Annotated in this window: 16 protein-coding genes; 1 reads left to right on the forward strand and 15 read right to left on the reverse strand. The window is 73.4% G+C overall.

Annotated features, from left to right (window positions below):
- Positions 1–163: 163 nt before the first annotated feature.
- The 8 genes from ppk1 to ACVUH9_RS10790 form a co-directional block, all read right to left on the reverse strand.
- Complete coding sequence (ppk1, locus tag ACVUH9_RS10755; protein ID WP_475756712.1) at positions 164–2,335, reverse strand: polyphosphate kinase 1; 2,172 nt, start codon at positions 2,333–2,335, stop codon at positions 164–166.
- Positions 2,336–2,349: 14 nt separating this feature from the next.
- Positions 2,350–2,955, reverse strand: coding sequence for a CHAD domain-containing protein (locus ACVUH9_RS10760; RefSeq protein WP_475756715.1), 606 nt, complete (start codon positions 2,953–2,955; stop codon positions 2,350–2,352).
- The gene (locus ACVUH9_RS10765) at positions 2,952–3,455 is read right to left on the reverse strand and encodes a CHAD domain-containing protein (RefSeq protein ID WP_475756716.1); all 504 of its coding nucleotides are present in this window, start codon (positions 3,453–3,455) and stop codon (positions 2,952–2,954) included. Before ACVUH9_RS10765 ends, ACVUH9_RS10760 begins: the two co-directional genes overlap by 4 nt.
- A gap of 83 nt (positions 3,456–3,538) precedes the next feature.
- Positions 3,539–4,687: a hypothetical protein gene (locus ACVUH9_RS10770; RefSeq protein WP_475756718.1), complete on the reverse strand. Its 1,149-nt coding sequence runs from the start codon at positions 4,685–4,687 to the stop codon at positions 3,539–3,541.
- Positions 4,684–5,349 carry an RNA polymerase sigma factor gene (locus ACVUH9_RS10775; RefSeq protein ID WP_475756720.1) on the reverse strand — a complete coding sequence of 222 codons (666 nt, stop codon included), beginning with the start codon at positions 5,347–5,349 and terminating at the stop codon, positions 4,684–4,686. The genes ACVUH9_RS10770 and ACVUH9_RS10775 overlap by 4 nt, the downstream gene beginning before the upstream one ends.
- Before the next feature lie 82 nt (positions 5,350–5,431).
- Positions 5,432–6,976 (reverse strand): flavin-containing monooxygenase, encoded by a 1,545-nt coding sequence (locus tag ACVUH9_RS10780; RefSeq protein WP_475756722.1) that lies wholly within the window; start codon positions 6,974–6,976, stop codon positions 5,432–5,434.
- Positions 6,973–7,986: a patatin-like phospholipase family protein gene (locus tag ACVUH9_RS10785; protein WP_475756724.1), complete on the reverse strand. Its 1,014-nt coding sequence runs from the start codon at positions 7,984–7,986 to the stop codon at positions 6,973–6,975. The genes ACVUH9_RS10780 and ACVUH9_RS10785 overlap by 4 nt, the downstream gene beginning before the upstream one ends.
- Complete coding sequence (locus ACVUH9_RS10790; RefSeq protein ID WP_475756726.1) at positions 7,983–8,954, reverse strand: SDR family oxidoreductase; 972 nt, start codon at positions 8,952–8,954, stop codon at positions 7,983–7,985. Before ACVUH9_RS10790 ends, ACVUH9_RS10785 begins: the two co-directional genes overlap by 4 nt.
- A 120-nt stretch (positions 8,955–9,074) precedes the next feature.
- Here ACVUH9_RS10790 and ACVUH9_RS10795 point away from each other — a divergent pair, with 120 nt between their 5' ends.
- Positions 9,075–9,701, forward strand: coding sequence for a TetR/AcrR family transcriptional regulator (locus tag ACVUH9_RS10795; protein ID WP_475756728.1), 627 nt, complete (start codon positions 9,075–9,077; stop codon positions 9,699–9,701).
- Here the strand turns inward: ACVUH9_RS10795 and ACVUH9_RS10800 are convergent, their stop codons facing one another.
- The 7 genes from ACVUH9_RS10800 to ACVUH9_RS10830 all read right to left on the reverse strand — a co-directional run bounded on the left by ACVUH9_RS10800 (position 9,702) and on the right by ACVUH9_RS10830 (position 16,991).
- Positions 9,702–10,490: an ABC transporter permease gene (locus ACVUH9_RS10800; protein WP_475756730.1), complete on the reverse strand. Its 789-nt coding sequence runs from the start codon at positions 10,488–10,490 to the stop codon at positions 9,702–9,704.
- Complete coding sequence (locus tag ACVUH9_RS10805; RefSeq protein WP_475756960.1) at positions 10,487–11,443, reverse strand: ABC transporter ATP-binding protein; 957 nt, start codon at positions 11,441–11,443, stop codon at positions 10,487–10,489. The genes ACVUH9_RS10800 and ACVUH9_RS10805 overlap by 4 nt, the downstream gene beginning before the upstream one ends.
- Before the next feature lie 193 nt (positions 11,444–11,636).
- Positions 11,637–12,248: a GNAT family N-acetyltransferase gene (locus ACVUH9_RS10810; RefSeq protein WP_475756732.1), complete on the reverse strand. Its 612-nt coding sequence runs from the start codon at positions 12,246–12,248 to the stop codon at positions 11,637–11,639.
- Positions 12,163–12,855: a hypothetical protein gene (locus ACVUH9_RS10815; protein ID WP_475756733.1), complete on the reverse strand. Its 693-nt coding sequence runs from the start codon at positions 12,853–12,855 to the stop codon at positions 12,163–12,165. The genes ACVUH9_RS10810 and ACVUH9_RS10815 overlap by 86 nt, the downstream gene beginning before the upstream one ends.
- Complete coding sequence (locus ACVUH9_RS10820; RefSeq protein ID WP_475756735.1) at positions 12,852–14,132, reverse strand: histidine kinase; 1,281 nt, start codon at positions 14,130–14,132, stop codon at positions 12,852–12,854. Before ACVUH9_RS10820 ends, ACVUH9_RS10815 begins: the two co-directional genes overlap by 4 nt.
- A gap of 58 nt (positions 14,133–14,190) precedes the next feature.
- On the reverse strand, positions 14,191–16,302 hold the full coding sequence (gene kdpB, locus ACVUH9_RS10825; protein ID WP_475756737.1) for a potassium-transporting ATPase subunit KdpB: 2,112 nt from the start codon (positions 16,300–16,302) through the stop codon (positions 14,191–14,193).
- On the reverse strand, positions 16,299–16,991 hold the full coding sequence (locus tag ACVUH9_RS10830; RefSeq protein WP_475756738.1) for a potassium-transporting ATPase subunit C: 693 nt from the start codon (positions 16,989–16,991) through the stop codon (positions 16,299–16,301). The genes kdpB and ACVUH9_RS10830 overlap by 4 nt, the downstream gene beginning before the upstream one ends.
- Between the last annotated feature and the right edge of the window lie 22 nt (positions 16,992–17,013).

The following is a 17,013-nucleotide window of genomic DNA, read 5'->3' on the forward strand; positions in this document are numbered from 1 at the left end:
GCTCGTCACGAGGCGCGCGCCCGGCCTGCGGACGCTGCGCGGTGGAGGAAGACTGATGTCCCGAAGCGTCGTGCACGACTCCTAGACTAACGATCTAGCGTCGGTATTTCGCCGTGCCCTGAGACAAAGTCGACATTCGTCCTATTGGCAGACAGCTGTCGACCTACTCTTCGAGATCAGCGTCGCGCGCCCGCTGGGCGTGCAGCTCCATCAGACCCCGCTGCAACCCGAAAGGACGATCCGGATTGGCCGGTTCAACGCGGATCCACGCACCATCCGCCGCCAGCTCCCAGGATCCCTCCTCGTCGCGGAAGGCGCGATCCAACGCGTCGAGCAGCTCGTCCTTCGCCGCGGCGTCGTCGACGGGCACCACGAGCTCGACGCGGTTGTCGAGATTCCGTTCCATGATGTCGGCCGAGCCCATCAAGACGGTCGTCTCGATTCCACGCTCGAACGCGTAGATCCGCGAATGTTCTAGGAACCGTCCGAGCACCGAGCGGACACGGATCGTCTCCGACAGCCCGGGAATGCCAGCTCGGAGGCAGCAGATACCACGTACATTGAGGTCGATCGCGACCCCCGCCTGCGACGCCCGGTAGAGCGCCTGGATCGACTGGCGGTCGACCAACGAGTTCATCTTCAGGCGGATCCGGGCCGGTTGGCCGGCGAGGTGGGCCTCGATCGTCCGCTCGATCTGGGCCAGCAGCCCGTCACGGAGCCCGTTCGGGGCGGCCAGCGCCTTGCGGAAGCGACCGGGCTTGGCGAAGCCGGTCAGCTGGTTGAAGAGGTCGGCGACGTCGGCGCCGATCTGCTGGTCGCAGGTGAAGAGGCCGAAGTCGGTGTAGAGGTTGGCCGTCTTCGCGTGGTAGTTGCCGGTCCCGATGTGGAGGTAGTGGCGGACCCGGTCGCCCTCGCGGCGGACCACGAGGATGCACTTGGCGTGGGTCTTCAGGGCCGGGTGGCCGTAGACCACGTGCACGCCGGTGTCCTCCAGCACCTGCGACCAGCGGATGTTGGCCTGCTCGTCGAAGCGCGCCTTCAGCTCGACCAGCGCGACGGTCTGCTTGCCCTGCTCCGACGCGCGGACGAGGGCCGGCAGCAGCGTGCTGTCGGCGTTGGTCCGGTACACGGTCATCTTGATCGCGAGCACGTCGCGATCGGCGACCGCCTGCTCGACGAACCGCTCGACCGAGGTGTGGAAGCTGTCGTAGGGGTGATGGACGAGCACGTCGCCGCGTCGCATCGCCGCGAAGACGTCGGCCTGCTTGTCGTCGCCCTCGCGCAGCCGCGGCCGGGTGACCGGGCGCCACGGCCTGTCGAGCAGGTCGTTGTGGCCGGGGGCCTTGACCAGCTGCCAGAGCGCGGTCAGGTCCAGCAGACCGTGGAGGTCGTAGACCTGGCGCTCCTCCACCCCCAGCTGCTCGACGATCTCCGTCCGCAGCGGGCCGCTGACGTTGGCGTCGATCTCGACCCGTACGATCTCGCCGAAGCGGCGGTTGCGGAGCTCGGCCTCGAGCGCCCGCTTGACGTCGTCGGCCTCGTCGGAGATCTCGAAGTCGGCGTCGCGGGTGACGCGGAACATCCCGCGGTCGAGGATCTCCATGCCGGGGAAGAGCTGGTCGAGGTGGGCCTCGACGACCTCCTCCAGCGGGACGAAGACCTGCTCCGGCTCGTCGTCCGGACCGCCGGCGCCGCGCACCTGCTCGAGCCGGTCGAGGACCTCGGTCGGCAGCTTGATCCGGGCGAAGACCGTCTGGCGGGTGTCCGGGTCGCGGACCAGCACCCCGAGGTTCAGCGAGAGGTTCGAGATGTACGGGAACGGTCGGCCGAGCCCGACGGCCAGCGGCGTCAGGACGGGGTAGATCCGGTTCTCGAAGCGCTCGGCGAGCGTCGCCTTCTGGACCTCGTCGAGGTCCTCGTGGCGGGCCAGCCGGATCCCGAACTCGGTCAGCTTCGGCAGCAGGTCGGCGGCGACGGTCCGCGCGTGGTCGGCGACCAGCGGCTCGACCTTCGCCCGCAGCGCGTCGAGGACCTGGTCGGCGGTCCGCCCGTCCGCGCCGCGGCGGCGGTTCTCCGCCCAGACCTTGGCGTGCAGCCCGGCGACCCGGATCATGAAGAACTCGTCGAGGTTCGAGGCGAAGATCGCCGCGAACTTGACCCGCTCCAGCAGCCGCTGGCGCTCGTCCTGGGCCAGCTCCAGGACCCGCCGGTCGAAGTCGATCCACGACAGCTCGCGGTTGACGAACCAGCGCGGATCGGTCGGGTCGGGCCGCGCCGGGTCGGTGGTCTCCGACGAGGCCAGGGAGGGATCGGAAGCGAGGGCGTCGTCGTGCATCGGGGAGACCGAGCCTACGCCGACGACGTGACCCCGAGGTTGCCATCCGGTGAACGCGACGTGAACGGCTCGGGCCGCTCGCGGAGGGCGAACTCGAGCCGGGCCCGGAAGCCCTCGCGCTGGAGCTGCTCCCAGAGCTCGAGGAAGCGAGCGAACAGCAGCTGCCGGCGGGCCCGGAGGTAGACCTCCAGCGTCACCAGGCCGCGGTGCTCGTCGGCCGAGGGCAGGCCCGCGGTCAGCTCCGGATCGAGGTCGGGCACCTCGCCGGCCCGCGCCAGCAGCGCGTCGACGTCGGCCTGGCGCAGCTGCTCGGCCTCGTGCCGGACCCGCGGGAGCGCGACGTCGCAGTCGTGGATCTCGCCGATCATGTCCTGGAGGTCGCGCGCTCGCTTGCCCGCCGTGCGCGCGTACGGGCCGAAGCAGTCGACGGCGGTCACGTCGAGCACGTAGCGGAGCCGCTTGGCGGCGATCCGCATGTCGTGCAGCGCCTCGACCTGGTCGGGGTCGAGCGCGGACGGGACGAACGCGCAGAGCTCGTCGAGCCGCAGCCGCACGATCCGCTCGGCGTTGTCGGCCAGCGGTGCGGCGACGTCGAGGTCCTTCAGGCGCTTGGCCTTCATGCCGTCGCTCCGTCGGTGGGCACGAGCGTCGCGGCCGCGTCGACGAGCGCGTCGAGCCGTTCCCGCAGGCCGTCGTGGTCGAGGTGCTCGATCCCCTCGGCGAGCCGCTCGTTGGCCTCCTGCTGCCGCTCCCGGATCGTCCCCATGAACCGCTCGAGGCCCGGCTGGTCGGCGGCCGGCAGGACCGCCGCGAACCGCGCCAGGCCCTCGAGCTGGACGTCGGGATCGCGGCGAGCCCCGAGCGCGTCGGCGAGCTGCTTGACCTCGCGCAGGACCCCGCGCAGCTCGCCCCGCGGGAAGCACGGCGCGTAGATCTCGAGCACCGCCCGCAGCCGCCGGGTCGCCACGCGCATCGCGTGGACCCGCTCGATCTCGTCGGTGTCGAGCACCCCCGTGGCGTGCTCGAACAGCTCGTCCGCGCGCACCCGCACGGTCACGGCCGCGGCTTGCGCGAACGGGAGGTCGGCCCGCAGGCCAGGGATCGACTTGGCCTTCGCCACGCCCCCAGCGTAGCCGGCGCGTCCGGCCAGATGCGACCGCCCGGTGAAGATCGGACGGACGCCCCGGCCGGGAACCGGCGGTCTCAGCCGCCGGTCGTCCCGTTCGGCGAGACGGCACCGGGGATCGGCTCGCCGCGGGCGGCGCAGCCGAGCCCCGACTCGACGTCGCCCTCCAGCGGCCGGCCGGCCCAGCGTCCGTCGCCCCGGAGCGCGTCGGCGTAGCCCCAGAGCACCTCCGGGTAGTCGCCCTGCTCGGCCATCTCGCGGAGGATCGGCCAGTCGCGAGAGGTCGCCATCGCCCGCTCCGCCTGCCGCTCGGCGCCGGAATCGTGCTTGGCGCGAGCCTGCGACCACTGCCGGACCCACGCGCAGGCGACCGCTCCGGAGACCTCGGCGGCGAGCTGGTACCGGTCCTTCAGGAGGCGGCCGTCCTCCAACCGAGCGGCGTCGAATCCGGTCGGCAGCGGTATCCCGACCAGCATCCGGCGGACGGTCTCGGGCCGTCCGGAGACCTGCACGACGCTGGCGGGCATCGCCGTCAGCCAGCGGTCGACGTTCACGCGTCGCAGGCTCCCCACCAAGCGCAGGAACTCCTGCTTGTCGTCGGTCGCCGCCGTGCGGAACTCCAGCACCCGGCCGTCCTCGGCCCAGATCGCGGCGAAGTCGTTGACGCCCCGGTACTTGGTGACCTGCGCGCGGGCGCCCAGGATCGTGTGGGTCTCCACCAGCGGCGAGTCGTGCGCGCGGTCCCGCTGCCACAGCGTCAGAGACCCACGACGCCAGTGCAGGTCGGCCGAGGCCTCTCCGCGCCCGAAGCGCATCTCTCCCTCGACCCGGCTCTGCTCGTCGGCGCGGGTGACGATCCAGCCCGGCTCGTCGAGCAGCAGCAGCGGCGAGGACTCGGCGAAGCGGACCAGCGGCGCCGCCCAGGCCGTGCCGGTGGTGGCCGAGCCACCGCCGAGGACCCCGGTCAACGCGACCGCCACCACGGCGACCGCGGTGGTGAGGCCGACGAGGATCGCCACACGACGGCGGGGAGCGCGGCGGCGGCTCCGGCTTCCGCCGGGATCGGGGTCTGCGCCGTTCGGCTCGGGATCGGCAGGGGAACGTTCGACGGACATCAGCGCCTCGCGGAGGTCGGCCTCACCCGCCACCAGCGGCAGGACGGCGACGGCGACATCGTCGATCGGGGCGGCAGCAGCCACCAGGGCGTCGAGCTCTCGGTCGGTCATCGTGCCTGCTTCGGGGTCGGGTTCAGCGGTGGGGTGTCGACCAGTACATGTCCGCCTCGTGGCGAGCGTTCCCGGTCCGGCGGCGATCGGTGCTCCGCCGCGGGCTCCGTCGGCGCTCCCCACCCGTCGGCCTCGAGCTCGGCCCGCAGACGTCGTCGCGCGCGGTGCAACCGCGTCCGGACCGTTGCCGCCGGCGTCCCGGTGACCTGCGCGATCGCGGTCGGCTCCAGCCCCTCCCAGCTGGTCAGCAGCAGCAGCTCCCGATCGGCCTCCGGCAGCCGGCCCAGGGCCTCCCGGACGGCCTCCGCCGCCGACGTCGGGTCAGCGGGACCGATGGCGGTCGGCAGCGCGAGGCGGAGGTCGTCACGCAGGCGGTCGCCCAGCTGCCGGCGCCGGCTCTCGCCCCGCCGTTGGTTGGCCAGCACCCTCCGCGCGACCCCGTACAGCCAGAGCCGCGCCTCTCCGCCGGTCGGCACCTCGTCGATCCGGCGCCAGGCCACGAGGAACGTGTCGGCGACGACATCGGCGGCGTCCTCCGCCCGCGCGGTCCGGCGCAGCGCGTAGCCGAGCACGGCCCGCGACTCGGCGTCGAACAGGGCCCGGAAGCGGCGCTGCCGCGGATCGTCCGGCGGTGGAGCCGCTCGGGGCAGGAAGGAGCGCATCACCCAGGCACATGTCCGGCAACCCGCCCAGCGTTTCAGACCACCGCCGAGCGGGCCTGCCCGGACCGCCGCCCGGCGGTTGCTAGACCGCCGTCGGCGTCCCCGCGGCGGCCGTCACCCGGTACGCGTCGGGATCGAACCGCCCGAGCCGCCGCTTCATCTCGCCCGTCGACCACGGCCAGCTGAACGAGTTCCGGCCGTTGACGTCCATGTAGTAGCTCTGGCAGCCCCCGGCGTTGTAGACGGTGCCGCCGAGCGCCCCCTGGACGTCCCCGTTGTACGCCTCCTGGACCTCGGCGCGGACGTCGATCGCCGCCCAGCCACGGTCGCGCATCGCGGTGATCGCCGCGATCGCGTAGCCGACCTGCGCCTCGAGGATGTCGAAGGCCGAGGAGTGGCCGGTGCCGAGGTTCGGGCCGAGCACGAGGAACAGGTTCGGGAAGCCGCTGATCGTCGTCCCCAGGTAGGCCTTCATGCTGCCGCCCCAGTGGTCGTCGAGGCTGCGGCCGTCGGCGTCGAAGACCAGCCCCGCGACGGGGGCGTCGGTGATGTGGAAGCCGGTCCCGAAGACGAGCACGTCGGCGGGGACGCGGGTCCCGTCGCGACCGACGATCGTCTCCCCCTCGATCCGCTCGACCGCGGTCGGGTGGACCGTGACGTTCTCGCGGGCCAGCGCCGGGTACCAGCGGTTGGACATCAGCAGCCGCTTGCAGCCGAGCGTGTAGTCCGGCCGCAGCGTCCGCCGCAGCCGGCGGTCCTCGACCCGCAGCCGCAGGTGCAGCACGCCGACCTGCTGGACGATCCGCAGCAGCTGCGGGTGCCGGAAGCCGACCCCGAGCCCCTCCATCGCCAGGTAGCTGACCGCGCGCGACGCCCGCTGGAGCCCGGGGACCCGCCCCATCAGCCAGCGGACCGGGGCCGGCAGCGCCGCGTCCGGCTTCGGCAGCACCCACTGGGCGGTCCGCTGGAACAGCTCCAGCCGGCCGACCCGCGGCTGGATCTCGGGCACGAACTGGACCGCCGAGGCGCCGGTGCCGACGACCGCGACCCGCTTGCCGTCGAGGTCGAGGTCGTGGTCCCAGCGAGCGGAGTGGAAGACCGTCCCGGGGAAGCTCTCGATCCCGGGGATCTCCGGGATCAGCGGCTCGTGCCATGGCCCGGCCGCGGCGATCAGGATCGGTGCGGAGTAGGTCCCCTGCGTGGTCTGCAGCGTCCAGCGGCTCGCCTCCGCGTCCCACTGCGCGCGGGTGACCTCGACGCCCAGGTGCAGGTGCTCGGGGATCCCGAAGCGCTCGGCGGTCGCCGTCACGTAGGCGCGGATCTCCGGCTGGCGGGCGAACGTCCGCGCCCAGTCCGGGTTCGGCGCGAACGAGTACTGGTACATCACCGACGGCACGTCGCAGGCGCAGCCGGGATAGGTGTTGTCGCGCCAGGTGCCGCCGAGGTCGGTGGCCTTCTCGAGCACCGCGAAGTCGTGGATCCCGGCCTCCCGCAGCCGGATCGCCGCGCCGATCCCGGACGGTCCGGCGCCGACGATCAGGGCGGCGAAGCGCTGCTCGGCGGCCCCGCTCCGCTGGGGCTCGCCGTCGGTGGTGGTGGCGGTGGTCGTCGCCGGCTGGCTGCTCATCGTGCGTCCCGGGTGGTGGTCGTGGTCGTGGCGGAGCGCGCGTCGCGGACGGTCTGGCGACTGTGCCGGAGGGCGCTCTCGAGGGTCCGCAGACGGCGGCGGCCGTCCATGAAGTTCGGGCCGGCCGCGGCCAGCTCGGCCGGTCCGGGGTCGATCCGCAGCACCCGGACGCCGGCCCACTCGAGCGTGGTGACCTCGTCCGCGAGCCGCCGGCTCATCTGGGTGCGCAGCAGCCGTTCGATCCGGGCGGCGCCGCGGGCGCGGCCGGCGTCGACCGAGGCCATCGGCGCGAGCACCACCACCTCGTCGAGCCCGAGCCCCGCGACGAGGTCGGCCGAGGTCGGCGAGACGATCCCGCCGTCGGCGTAGCGACGACCGGCGATCGTCACCGGCGGGTACCAGCCGGGCACGCCCCACGAGGCCAGCAGCGCCTGCTGGAGGGTCGCGTCCGGGGCGTCCGGGCTGCCGAACGCGATCCGCTCGCCGCGGTCGTAGTCGACCGCGACCAGCCAGGTCTGCGGGTGCTGCGGCCAGCCCGAGCGGTCGCCGCAGTGGGCGGCCAGGCGGGCGAGCCGCTCGGGATCGCCGGCGCCGAGCGGCAGCAGCCCGGCGAGCCCGCTGACGGTCGGCACCTGCCCGCGGAGGCCGGCCAGCGCCAGCCGCGGCGAGCCGAGCCGCGGGCGCGGCAGCGGCGGGAGCCGACGCGGCGGGGTCGCGAAGTGCTCGGCCAGCCACGGCGAGGCCTCCGGCCGCCCGAGCTGCGCCGCCAGCAGGTCGTCGACGCCGAACCCGGCCCCGAGCAGGCAGGCCAGCTCGGCCCCGGTCGACGTCCCGACGATCACCTCCGCCGTGCGCGGGTCCCAGTCGAGCGTGGCCGCGACCGCGTCGAGTGCGCCGACGGTCCAGGCCGCGCCGAGCGTCCCGCCGCAGCCGAGCACCAGGCCGCGCCGGACCCTGGAGCCGCTGGTCCCGGGGGCCACGACCGGGTCGGTGCCGAGCGTCGTGCTCATGCGCGCTCCGCCGTCGTCGGGGCGGTCGCTTCCGGAGGGTCCGTCGCGCGGCCGTCCGTCGCCGCACCGGCACGGGCCTCCCCCGTCTCCGGCTCCGTGGCCCCCGCCGTGCGCTCGGCCGACTGCCGCGCCACCCGGTCGGCGTAGCCCGCACGGCCCGCGGGGTCGACCGCGGTCAGGGCCTTGTCGTCCCCGATCAGGCGCCGGATCAGGGCCTCGACCCGGTCCGGCACGAACGGGCGCAGGACGGGATAGAGGCCGATCCAGCGCGGGATCGCGACCTCATGCCGCGGGCGGGCGCAGCTCGCCACGATCGCCGCGGCGATCTCCTCCGGCTCGACCCGGATCAGGCGCCCGAACGGGATCGGGATCCCGGACGACAGCTCGGTCGCGACGACCGACGGCAGCACGGTCGTGAGCGTCACGCCGGTGCCGTCGAGCTCGGCCCGGACGGCGGCGCTGAGGCCAACGACCGCGTACTTGCTGGCGGTGTAGGTCGCCAGTCCCGGCAGCTCGAGCTTGCCGAGCATCGAGGCGACGTTGACGACGTGCCCGCGCCCGCGCGCGGTCATCAGCGGCAGGACCTCGCGCATCCCGTTGACCGGGCCGAGCACGTTGACGTCGAGGATCGCGGCGGTGGTCGCGTCCGCCTCGTCGAGGAAGCCGCCGGCGGGCATGATCCCGGCGTTGTTGACGAGCACGTCGATCGGCCCGACGGTCTCCTCGATCGCGGCCACGAAGGCGGCGAACGACTCGCGCGAGGCGACGTCGAGCGGGAACGCCCGGGCCGACGAACCGATCGCGGCGGCCGTCTCCCGCGCGGCGTCGCCGTCGAGGTCGCCGAGGCAGACGGTCGCGCCCTGCCGCGCGAACCGCTCGGCGGTCGCGCGGCCGATCCCGCGGGCGCCGCCGGTGATCACCACCACCGCGCCGCCGAGGTCGATCCGCGGGGCGGTCGCGCGGCTCATGCGGACGCTCCGTCGGCGTTCACGTCCGCCAGCGCGGTGCGGAACGACTTGTCAGAAACGGAACGGTCCATCATTGACGGAACGTAATATCACATACGGAACCGCGCTACCATCGCTTTCGTGGTCACCGGACAGACGCGCGCCGAACGCAAGCGCCAGGAGCTGCGGGAGGAGATCACCGACGCCGCCTTCGAGGTCTTCAGCGAGCGCGGCTACCACGACGCCGGGATCGCCGAGATCGCCCGCCGCGTCGGGATCGGCCACGGGACCTTCTACCGCTACTTCAAGAACAAGCGGGAGATCCTCGACCAGGTGATCGACGACGTGCTCGCCCGGATCCTCGCGATCCTCGCCGCCGAGAACGCCCCCAAGGCCACCACCAGCCTGGCCGAGTACCGCGCCCAGACCGAGCGGATCGGCGATGCCCTGCTCGCCGTGCTCGCCGACGACCCGCGAGCCGTGCGGCTGCTGGTGCTCCAGGCGGGGACCGTCGACGCCGAGCTCGAGGCGCGGCTGATGCAGCTGGCCGAGGCGGCCACCGGGCTGACCGCGGCCTACCTCGTCAACGGCCGCGAGCGCGGCTTCCTGCACCCCGAGCTCGACGTCGAGGCGACCGCCCAGGCGATCATCGGCCTGATCCTCGGCGGCGCGCTAACCGCCCTGCGGGTCGCCGACGCGGCCGCCCAGCAGCGCTACAAGCGGGCCGCGATCGCGCTGATGTTCGGCGGGATCGCCGCCGCCCCGTAGCTACTCCCAGCGGAAGGTCGCGGCGGCGACGGTCAACGTCACCACCGACCAGAGCCCGAGCACGATCAGGTGCTTGAACGGCGCCGCGTGGCCGTGCTGGAGGACGTCGCGCAGGCCGGTCGAGAGCGCCGCACTCGGCAGCAGCTCGAAGACCCCCTGCGCGCCACCGAGCTCCGAGAGCGGGAAGACGATCCCGCCGCAGATCAGCAGCACGAACCAGAGGATGTTGGCCGCCGCGAGCGTCGTCATCGCCCGCAGCACCCCGGCCATCGCGAAGGCCAGGCCGCAGAACGCGGCGGTCCCGAAGACGAGGAACAGCAGCACCGAGATCGGGTCGCCCTTCGGCGACCAGCCGAGCGCGACCCCGACCGAGAACAGCAGCACGATCTGGATCAGCTGGACGACGAGGACCGCACCGGTCTTGCCCAGCAGCAGGATCGAGCGCGGCAGGGCCGTCGCCCCCAGCCGCTTGAGGACCCCGTACTGGCGGTCGAAGCCGGTCGCGATCGCCTGCCCGGTGAAGGCGGTCGACATGATCCCGAGCGCGAGGATCCCGGGCACGAAGAAGTCCGCCCGCTCGCCGTTGACGGTGATGAAGGGGATCGTGGTGCAGACGACCAGCAGGCCCAGCGGCACGATCAGGCTCAGCAGCACCTGCTCGCCGTTGCGGAGCATCAGCTTGAGCTCCATCCAGGTCTGGGCGATCGCCATCTGCCGCAGCGGGGCGCGACCCGGCCGCGGGGCGAACTCGCCGACGTCGGCGTCGCGGATCGGCGTGACGCTGCTCATGCGCGGAGCTCCCGGCCGGTCAGCTCGAGGAACACGTCCTCGAGCGTCCGCTGCTTGACCTGCAGGCCCTCGATCAGGACGCCGCGCTCGGCGCACCAGCTCGTGACCGTGGCGACCATCCGCGGGTCGACGTCGCCGACCACGAGGTAGGTGCCCGGCGCCGGCTCGTGGACCAGCGTGCCGGCGTCGAGCCGCGCGACCAGCGACGCGGTGTCGAGCCCCGGGGTCGCCTGGAAGCGGACCTCGCGCTCGGCGGCCCCGCGGATCAGCTCGTCGCAGGTGCCGGTCGCGATCACGGTCCCGTGGTCCACGATCACGACGTCGTCGGCGAGCCGCTCGGCCTCCTCCATGTCGTGCGTGGTCAGCACGACCGTGACGCCGTCGCGGCGGAGCGCCTCGATGATCCGCCAGGTCTCGTGCCGGGCCTGCGGGTCGAGCCCGGTCGTCGGCTCGTCGAGGAAGACCATCTCCGGGCGACCGACCAGCGCCATCGCCAGCGACAGCCGCTGCTGCTGCCCACCGGACAGCCGCCGGTAGGGGGTGCTCTGGACCTCGCTCAAGCCGAGCCGGTCGAGCAGCGCGTCGGGATCGAGCGGCTCGGCGGCGTACGACGCCACCAGCCGCAGCATCTCGCCGCAGCGGGCCGCCTGGTAGACCCCGCCGTTCTGCAGCATCACGCCGATCCGCGGCCGCAGCTCGTCGTTCTCGGCGACCGGATCCAGCCCGAGCACGCGGACCGTGCCCCCGTCCGGCTTGCGGAAGCCGATGCAGGTCTCGATCGTGGTCGTCTTGCCGGCGCCGTTGGGCCCCAGCAGCGCCAGCACCCGCGCCCGCTCGACGCGTAGCGAGACGCCGTCGACCGCGGTGCGATCGCCGTAGCGCTTGACCAGCCCGTCGATCACGAGGGCTGGCTCGGGGCGTTCGTGCGACGCGAGGGTCGGCTTCGCGGTCAGGGTGGCCACCGAGCGTTCAGACGGGGGGTCGTACTGAGACAGGCGCAACCCGACCATGATGGCGGATCCAGCCGTCGTCGCGACGCGCGACCGCGAACGACCGCACCGCCCGCGAGACCACCTGGCGCGCCCCCGCTCGCCGCCCGTCACCCGGCAGACGCCGACGCTCAACCGACTAGCGGTGGATCCAGGCTCAGGCGTCGGCGACGAACGTGTCCGGCGGCTCCCCGGTCACGCTGATCCGGCCCGCGAACTCCTCCCGCAGCGGCGAGCGCTCCCAGTCGTCCCGCAGCAGCCCGAAGATGTTGACGTCGAGGAACCGGTCGCCGTGGCGGTGGTAGCCCCGGAGCACCCCTTCGCGGTGCAGGCCGACGCCCTCGAGCGCCTTCGTCGAGCGCTCGTTGGCCGGATTCGAGTAGCTGCCGAAGCGGTGCATCCCGAGCGTCTCGAAGGCCAGGTGCTGGAGCAGCGCCTTCGACTCGCGGTTGGCGCCGGTGCCCCAGAAGTCGCGGCCGAACCAGGTCCCGCAGACGCAGCGGCGATCGCGGAGCGCGAACTCGTAGAGCCCGGTGATCCCCGCCGGGCCGTGCTCGTGGTGGACGGCCAGCAGGTCGAGCTTGATCCCCCGCCGCCGTTCCTCGGCCAGCCCGGCCACGAACCGCCGCGGCTGGGCGGCGTCGGTGTAGGGCCCCCACGAGAACCAGCGGGTGACCTCGGGATCAGACGCCAGCCGGAGCAGCGCCTCCGCGTCGTCCTCCGTCGGGTAGCGCAGGGTCAGGGTCGGTCCACGCACTTCCAGAGACATGCCTGCGCGAGCCTACCGACGGCGGATCCGGGACGACCCCGACCGCCGTGGACGGCCCGTCGCGGCCCGGCCGCAGGACCAGCACCTCGCCGTTGACGTGGGCCAGCAGCCAACCGACGTCGTCGGCGCTGAAGCCGTCGTCGCCCTCGAAGTCGGCGGCGGGAACGACCAGTCGGTCGAACCGCTCCTGCTCCGTCAGCCGTCGCAGCGCGTGGCGCAGCGTTCGCCCCTGGACCATCCGCGGATCGACCTCGACGCCGGCCCGGCGGAGCCGCTGCTCGACCGCCTCCAGCAGATCGAGCGCCCCCGACGCCGCCTCCGGCAGCGGGCAGTCGAGCGGCAGGTGGTAGGGCGTCGCGACCAGCGCGGCGGGGACGACGATCGCGTCGTCGGCGCGGCCGATCCGGGCGGCTGCGTCGATCGCCGCGCAGGAGACGCCGTTGCCGGCGAGCGCGAGCAGGACCCGGCCCGACGGGGCCCGACGGCGGGCGCGGTGGCGCTGCCAGAGGACCACCGTGACGCCGCAGATCGCCCCGAGCGCGAGCGTCGCGACCGTGACGATGGTGTCGGCCAGCGCCGGCAGCGTGGCCAGGTTGGTGGTGATCATGTCCCTCGCTCCTCCGTGTCGTTGCGGCCACCGCGGTCCCCGCGGTCGCTCCGGCCCTCACGGTCGTGCCGGCCCTCGCGGTCCGGGCGCTCCCCGCGGTCGCTGACGATCCGCACGTCGACGCCCGGCATCCGCCGGATCAGCCGCAGCGGCAGCCGCTCGCGCACGTCCCACAGCCGCGCCAGCCCGTGCCGCGGGCCGGGCGCGCCGACGAAGACGTAGGTCGTCCCCCGCGCCCGCGCGACCCGCGCGGCGGCGACGTCGACCTCGTCGTCCTCCTCGATCAGCAGCTCCGCCCCGAGCAGGCCCGCCAGCCGGCGGATCCCGTCGAGCCGCTCGGCGTCGTTGGCCGCGAGCCGCTTGCCCGGCTGCTGGACGTAGAGCACGTCCAGCTGCGCGCGCAGGCGGCGGGCCGAGCGCCACGCCCGCCGCAGCACCCGCTGGCCGCCGGGACCGGCAGAGACCAGCACCAGGATCCGTTCCTTGACCGCGTCGGGCACGTCGTCGGCGACCCGCGAACCGCCCCCGACCGCCTGGTGCTCGCCGGTCGCGCGGCGCGGACGCACCCGCGGCTCGTGGGAGCGGCGGGCGCCGACCTCCTCGGCGGCCTGCAGCAGCGCCGTCTCGCGCAGGGCGGTCAGCTGCTCGATCCGGAAGAAGTTGTTGAGCGCGGCGGCGATCCGCTCCTCGGGGTAGATCTGCCCCTCCCGCAGCCGCCGCAGCAGCGCCTCCGGCGGCAGGTCGACGAGCAGCACGTCCTCGGCGTCGATCAGGACCTGATCGGGCAGGGTCTCGCGGACCCGGACGCCGGTCAGCTCGGCGACCTGGTCGTTGAGCGACTCGAGGTGCTGGACGTTGACGGTGCTGAGAACGTCGATCCCCGCCGCCAGCGCGACGTCGACGTCCTGCCAGCGCTTCTCGTGCTCGACGCCCGGCGCGTTGGTGTGGGCGAGCTCGTCGATCAGCGCCAGCAGCGGGCCGCCCGCCGGCGCCGCGACCCCGCTGCTCGGACCGCGGGCGGCCCGCTCCAGCAGGCCGGGCAGGTCGAGCTCGTGCTGGACGATCCCGCGGTACTCGACCGGCCGCCGCGGCAACAGCTCGAGGTCGCCGATCTGGGCGGCGGTGTCCGCCCGGCCGTGGGTCTCGACGACCGCGACGATCGCGTCGCGGCCGGCATCACGCTCCCGGCGCAGGTCCTGGAGGGCGCGGAAGGTCTTCCCCACCCCCGGAGCCATGCCCAGCAGGACCGTATGCCGGCCGCGGGTCGTCACCGCCACCGCACCTCCGGCGGCGGGCCGTGCGCCCCGCGGTGCCTGGTCGTGCCGATCACCGTGCTCACGCCCCCAGCAGGTTGTGGACGACCAGATCGATCAGCTTGATCCCGACGAACGGGGCGATCACGCCGCCGAGCCCGTAGACCAGCATGTTCCGCCGCAGCAGGGCCGTCGCGCCGACCGGCCGGTAGCGGACGCCGCGGAGGGCGATCGGCACCAGCAGCGGGATCACGATCGCGTTGAACACGATCGCCGAGATGATCGCCGACTCGGGGGTGCCCAGGTCCATGATGTTGAGCTTGGCCAACGGCCCCTCGGACCCGGCCCCACCGGTCGCCCAGACGGTGGCGAAGATCGCCGGCAGGATCGCGAAGTACTTGGCGATGTCGTTGGCGATCGAGAACGTCGTCAGGGCCCCGCGGGTGATCAGGAGCTGCTTGCCGACCTCGACGATCTCGATCAGCTTCGTCGGGTTGGAGTCGAGGTCGACCATGTTCCCGGCCTCGCGGGCGGCCTGGGTGCCCGTGTTCATCGCCACGCCGACGTCGGCCTGGGCCAGCGCCGGAGCGTCGTTGGTGCCGTCCCCGGTCATCGCGACCATCCGGCCGCCCGCCTGCTGCTCCTTGATCAGGGTCAGCTTGCGCTCCGGCGTCGCCTCCGCGAGGAAGTCGTCGACCCCCGCCTCGTCGGCGATCTTGGCCGCGGTCAGCGGGTTGTCGCCGGTCACCATCACCGTGCGGATGCCCATCGCCCGCAGCCGGTCGAAGCGCTCGCGCATCCCCGGCTTGACGACGTCCTTGAGGTAGACCACCCCGAGCACGCGGCCGTCCTCGGCGACCGCCAGCGGCGTGCCGCCCTCGCGGCCGACGTGGTCGAGCGTCTCGCGCAGCGCGGCCGGGACCGCACCCGCCCGACCGGCGGCGGCGCCGGCCTCGACCCAGCGCACGATCGCGTCGCCGGCGCCCTTGCGGAGGGCCCGCACGTTGCCCTCGATGTCCTCGATGTCGACCCCACTCATCCGCGTCTGGGCGGTGAACGGGACGAACGCCATCCGCGCGTCGTGGACCAGGTCGCCGTCGTCGTCCCCGCGACCGAGCAGGTCGCGGGCGAGGACCACGATCGAGCGGCCCTCCGGGGTCTCGTCGGCGAGCGAGGCGAGCAGCGCGGCCTCGGCCAGCTCGTCGGCCGCGACCCCGGGCATCGGCAGCAGCTCGGTCGCCTGGCGGTTGCCGAGCGTGATCGTCCCGGTCTTGTCCAGCAGCAGCACGTCGACGTCGCCCGACGCCTCGACCGCGCGTCCCGACAGCGCCAGCACGTTGCGCCGGACCAGCCGGTCCATGCCCGCGATCCCGATCGCCGAGAGCAGCGCGCCGATCGTGGTCGGGATCAGCGCGACCAGCAGCGCGATCAGGGTCACCATCGAGACCTCCGAGCCCGCGAAGTCGACGAACGAGCCGAGCGTCGTGACCACGACCAGGAAGACCAGCGAGAGCCCCGCGAGCAGGATCCCGAGCGCGACCTCGTTCGGGGTCTTGCGGCGGGCCGCGCCCTCGACGAGCGCGATCATCCGGTCGAGGAACGAGTGGCCGGGCTCCTGCGTGATCTCGACCAGGATCCGGTCGGAGAGCACGCGGGTGCCGCCGGTGACCGCGCTGCGGTCGCCGCCGGCCTCGCGAATCACCGGGGCCGACTCGCCGGTGATCGCCGACTCGTCGACCGAGGCGATCCCCTCGACCACGGTGCCGTCGCCCGGGATCACCTCGCCCGCCTCGACGACGACCACGTCACCGCGGTGCAGCTCGCCGGCCGCACGAGTCGTCCCGTCCGCGAGCCGGGCGGTGGTCTCCGAGCGCATCGCCCGGAGCGTGTCCGCCTGGGCCTTGCCGCGGCCCTCGGCGAGCGCCTCGGCGAGGTTGGCGAAGACGACGGTCAGCCACAGCCAGAGCGCGACCACGAAGGCGAACCAGGCCGGCTGGCCGTCGACGCCGATGCTCTCCCCCGCGCCCAGCGCCTGGACGAGCCAGATGATCGTGGTGACGAGCGCGCCGAGCTCGACGACGAACATCACCGGGTTGCGCAGCTGCACCCGGGGGTCGAGCTTGCGCAGGCTGTCGAGCAGCGCGGGCCGCAGGATCTGCGGGTCCAGCAGCGAACGATCGGAACGTTCGGTCATCGGGAGGCTCCGGTGGGGTTGGTCGTCGCCGCCCGGCCCGAGGCGGTGGCCTCGTGGTCGAGGGCGAGGTTGAGGGAGAGGACGTCGACGCCGGGTTCCCCGAGGACCCCGAGGTCGCGGCCGCCCGTGTGCTCGTCGATCAGGGCCCGGACGCGAGCGAGCGGGAGCCCCCGGACCTTCGCGACCCGGTGGGCCTGGATCCGGGCGTTGGCGACCGAGATCCGGGGGTCGACCCCGGACGCCGAGTAGGTCGCCGCGTCGACCGGCACCCGCTCCGCGACGAGCGACCGGTCGAACGGCCGCTCGAGCGCGAGGTAGGCGTCGAGGTTGGCCCGGGTCGCGTCACGGGTGTCGACGCTGTTGGGACCGAGGTTGCTGAACGCGGTCGCGTTGGCCGCGTAGCCCGTGACCGACGGCCGCGGCTGGAAGTACCGCTTGTCGGCGACGAGCACCGGCTCGCCGTCGGCGTCGAGCTTCGGCTTGCCGTCGGCGCCCAGCAGCGGCCGACGGAAGTCCTGGGCGATCAGCTTGGAGCCGACGAGCTTGCCGTTCTGGCTGACCAGCGAGCCGTTGGCCTTGTGCTCCATCAGGACCTGGCTGAGGCCGGTGACCACCAGCGGGTAGGCGATGCCGAGCAGGACCGTGAAGGTCACGACGGCGAGCAGTGAGGTGATGACGTCCTTGCGCATGTGCGTGTCTTTCTCTGGCCCT

Source organism: Patulibacter ginsengiterrae (genome assembly GCF_056269115.1).

Excerpts from the sequence above, each read along its gene's own strand:
- ACVUH9_RS10780 (WP_475756722.1), bottom strand. The coding sequence starts at position 6,976 with ATGAGCAGCCAGCCGGCGACGACCACCGCCACCACCACCGACGGCGAG.
- ACVUH9_RS10800 (WP_475756730.1), bottom strand. The coding sequence starts at position 10,490 with ATGAGCAGCGTCACGCCGATCCGCGACGCCGACGTCGGCGAGTTCGCC.
- ACVUH9_RS10760 (WP_475756715.1), bottom strand. The coding sequence starts at position 2,955 with ATGAAGGCCAAGCGCCTGAAGGACCTCGACGTCGCCGCACCGCTGGCC.
- ACVUH9_RS10830 (WP_475756738.1), bottom strand. The coding sequence starts at position 16,991 with ATGCGCAAGGACGTCATCACCTCACTGCTCGCCGTCGTGACCTTCACG.
- ppk1 (WP_475756712.1), bottom strand. The coding sequence starts at position 2,335 with ATGCACGACGACGCCCTCGCTTCCGATCCCTCCCTGGCCTCGTCGGAG.
- kdpB (WP_475756737.1), bottom strand. The coding sequence starts at position 16,302 with ATGACCGAACGTTCCGATCGTTCGCTGCTGGACCCGCAGATCCTGCGG.
- ACVUH9_RS10790 (WP_475756726.1), bottom strand. The coding sequence starts at position 8,954 with ATGAGCCGCGCGACCGCCCCGCGGATCGACCTCGGCGGCGCGGTGGTG.
- ACVUH9_RS10785 (WP_475756724.1), bottom strand. The coding sequence starts at position 7,986 with ATGAGCACGACGCTCGGCACCGACCCGGTCGTGGCCCCCGGGACCAGC.
- ACVUH9_RS10775 (WP_475756720.1), bottom strand. The coding sequence starts at position 5,349 with ATGCGCTCCTTCCTGCCCCGAGCGGCTCCACCGCCGGACGATCCGCGG.
- ACVUH9_RS10810 (WP_475756732.1), bottom strand. The coding sequence starts at position 12,248 with ATGTCTCTGGAAGTGCGTGGACCGACCCTGACCCTGCGCTACCCGACG.
- ACVUH9_RS10770 (WP_475756718.1), bottom strand. The coding sequence starts at position 4,687 with ATGACCGACCGAGAGCTCGACGCCCTGGTGGCTGCTGCCGCCCCGATC.
- ACVUH9_RS10815 (WP_475756733.1), bottom strand. The coding sequence starts at position 12,855 with ATGATCACCACCAACCTGGCCACGCTGCCGGCGCTGGCCGACACCATC.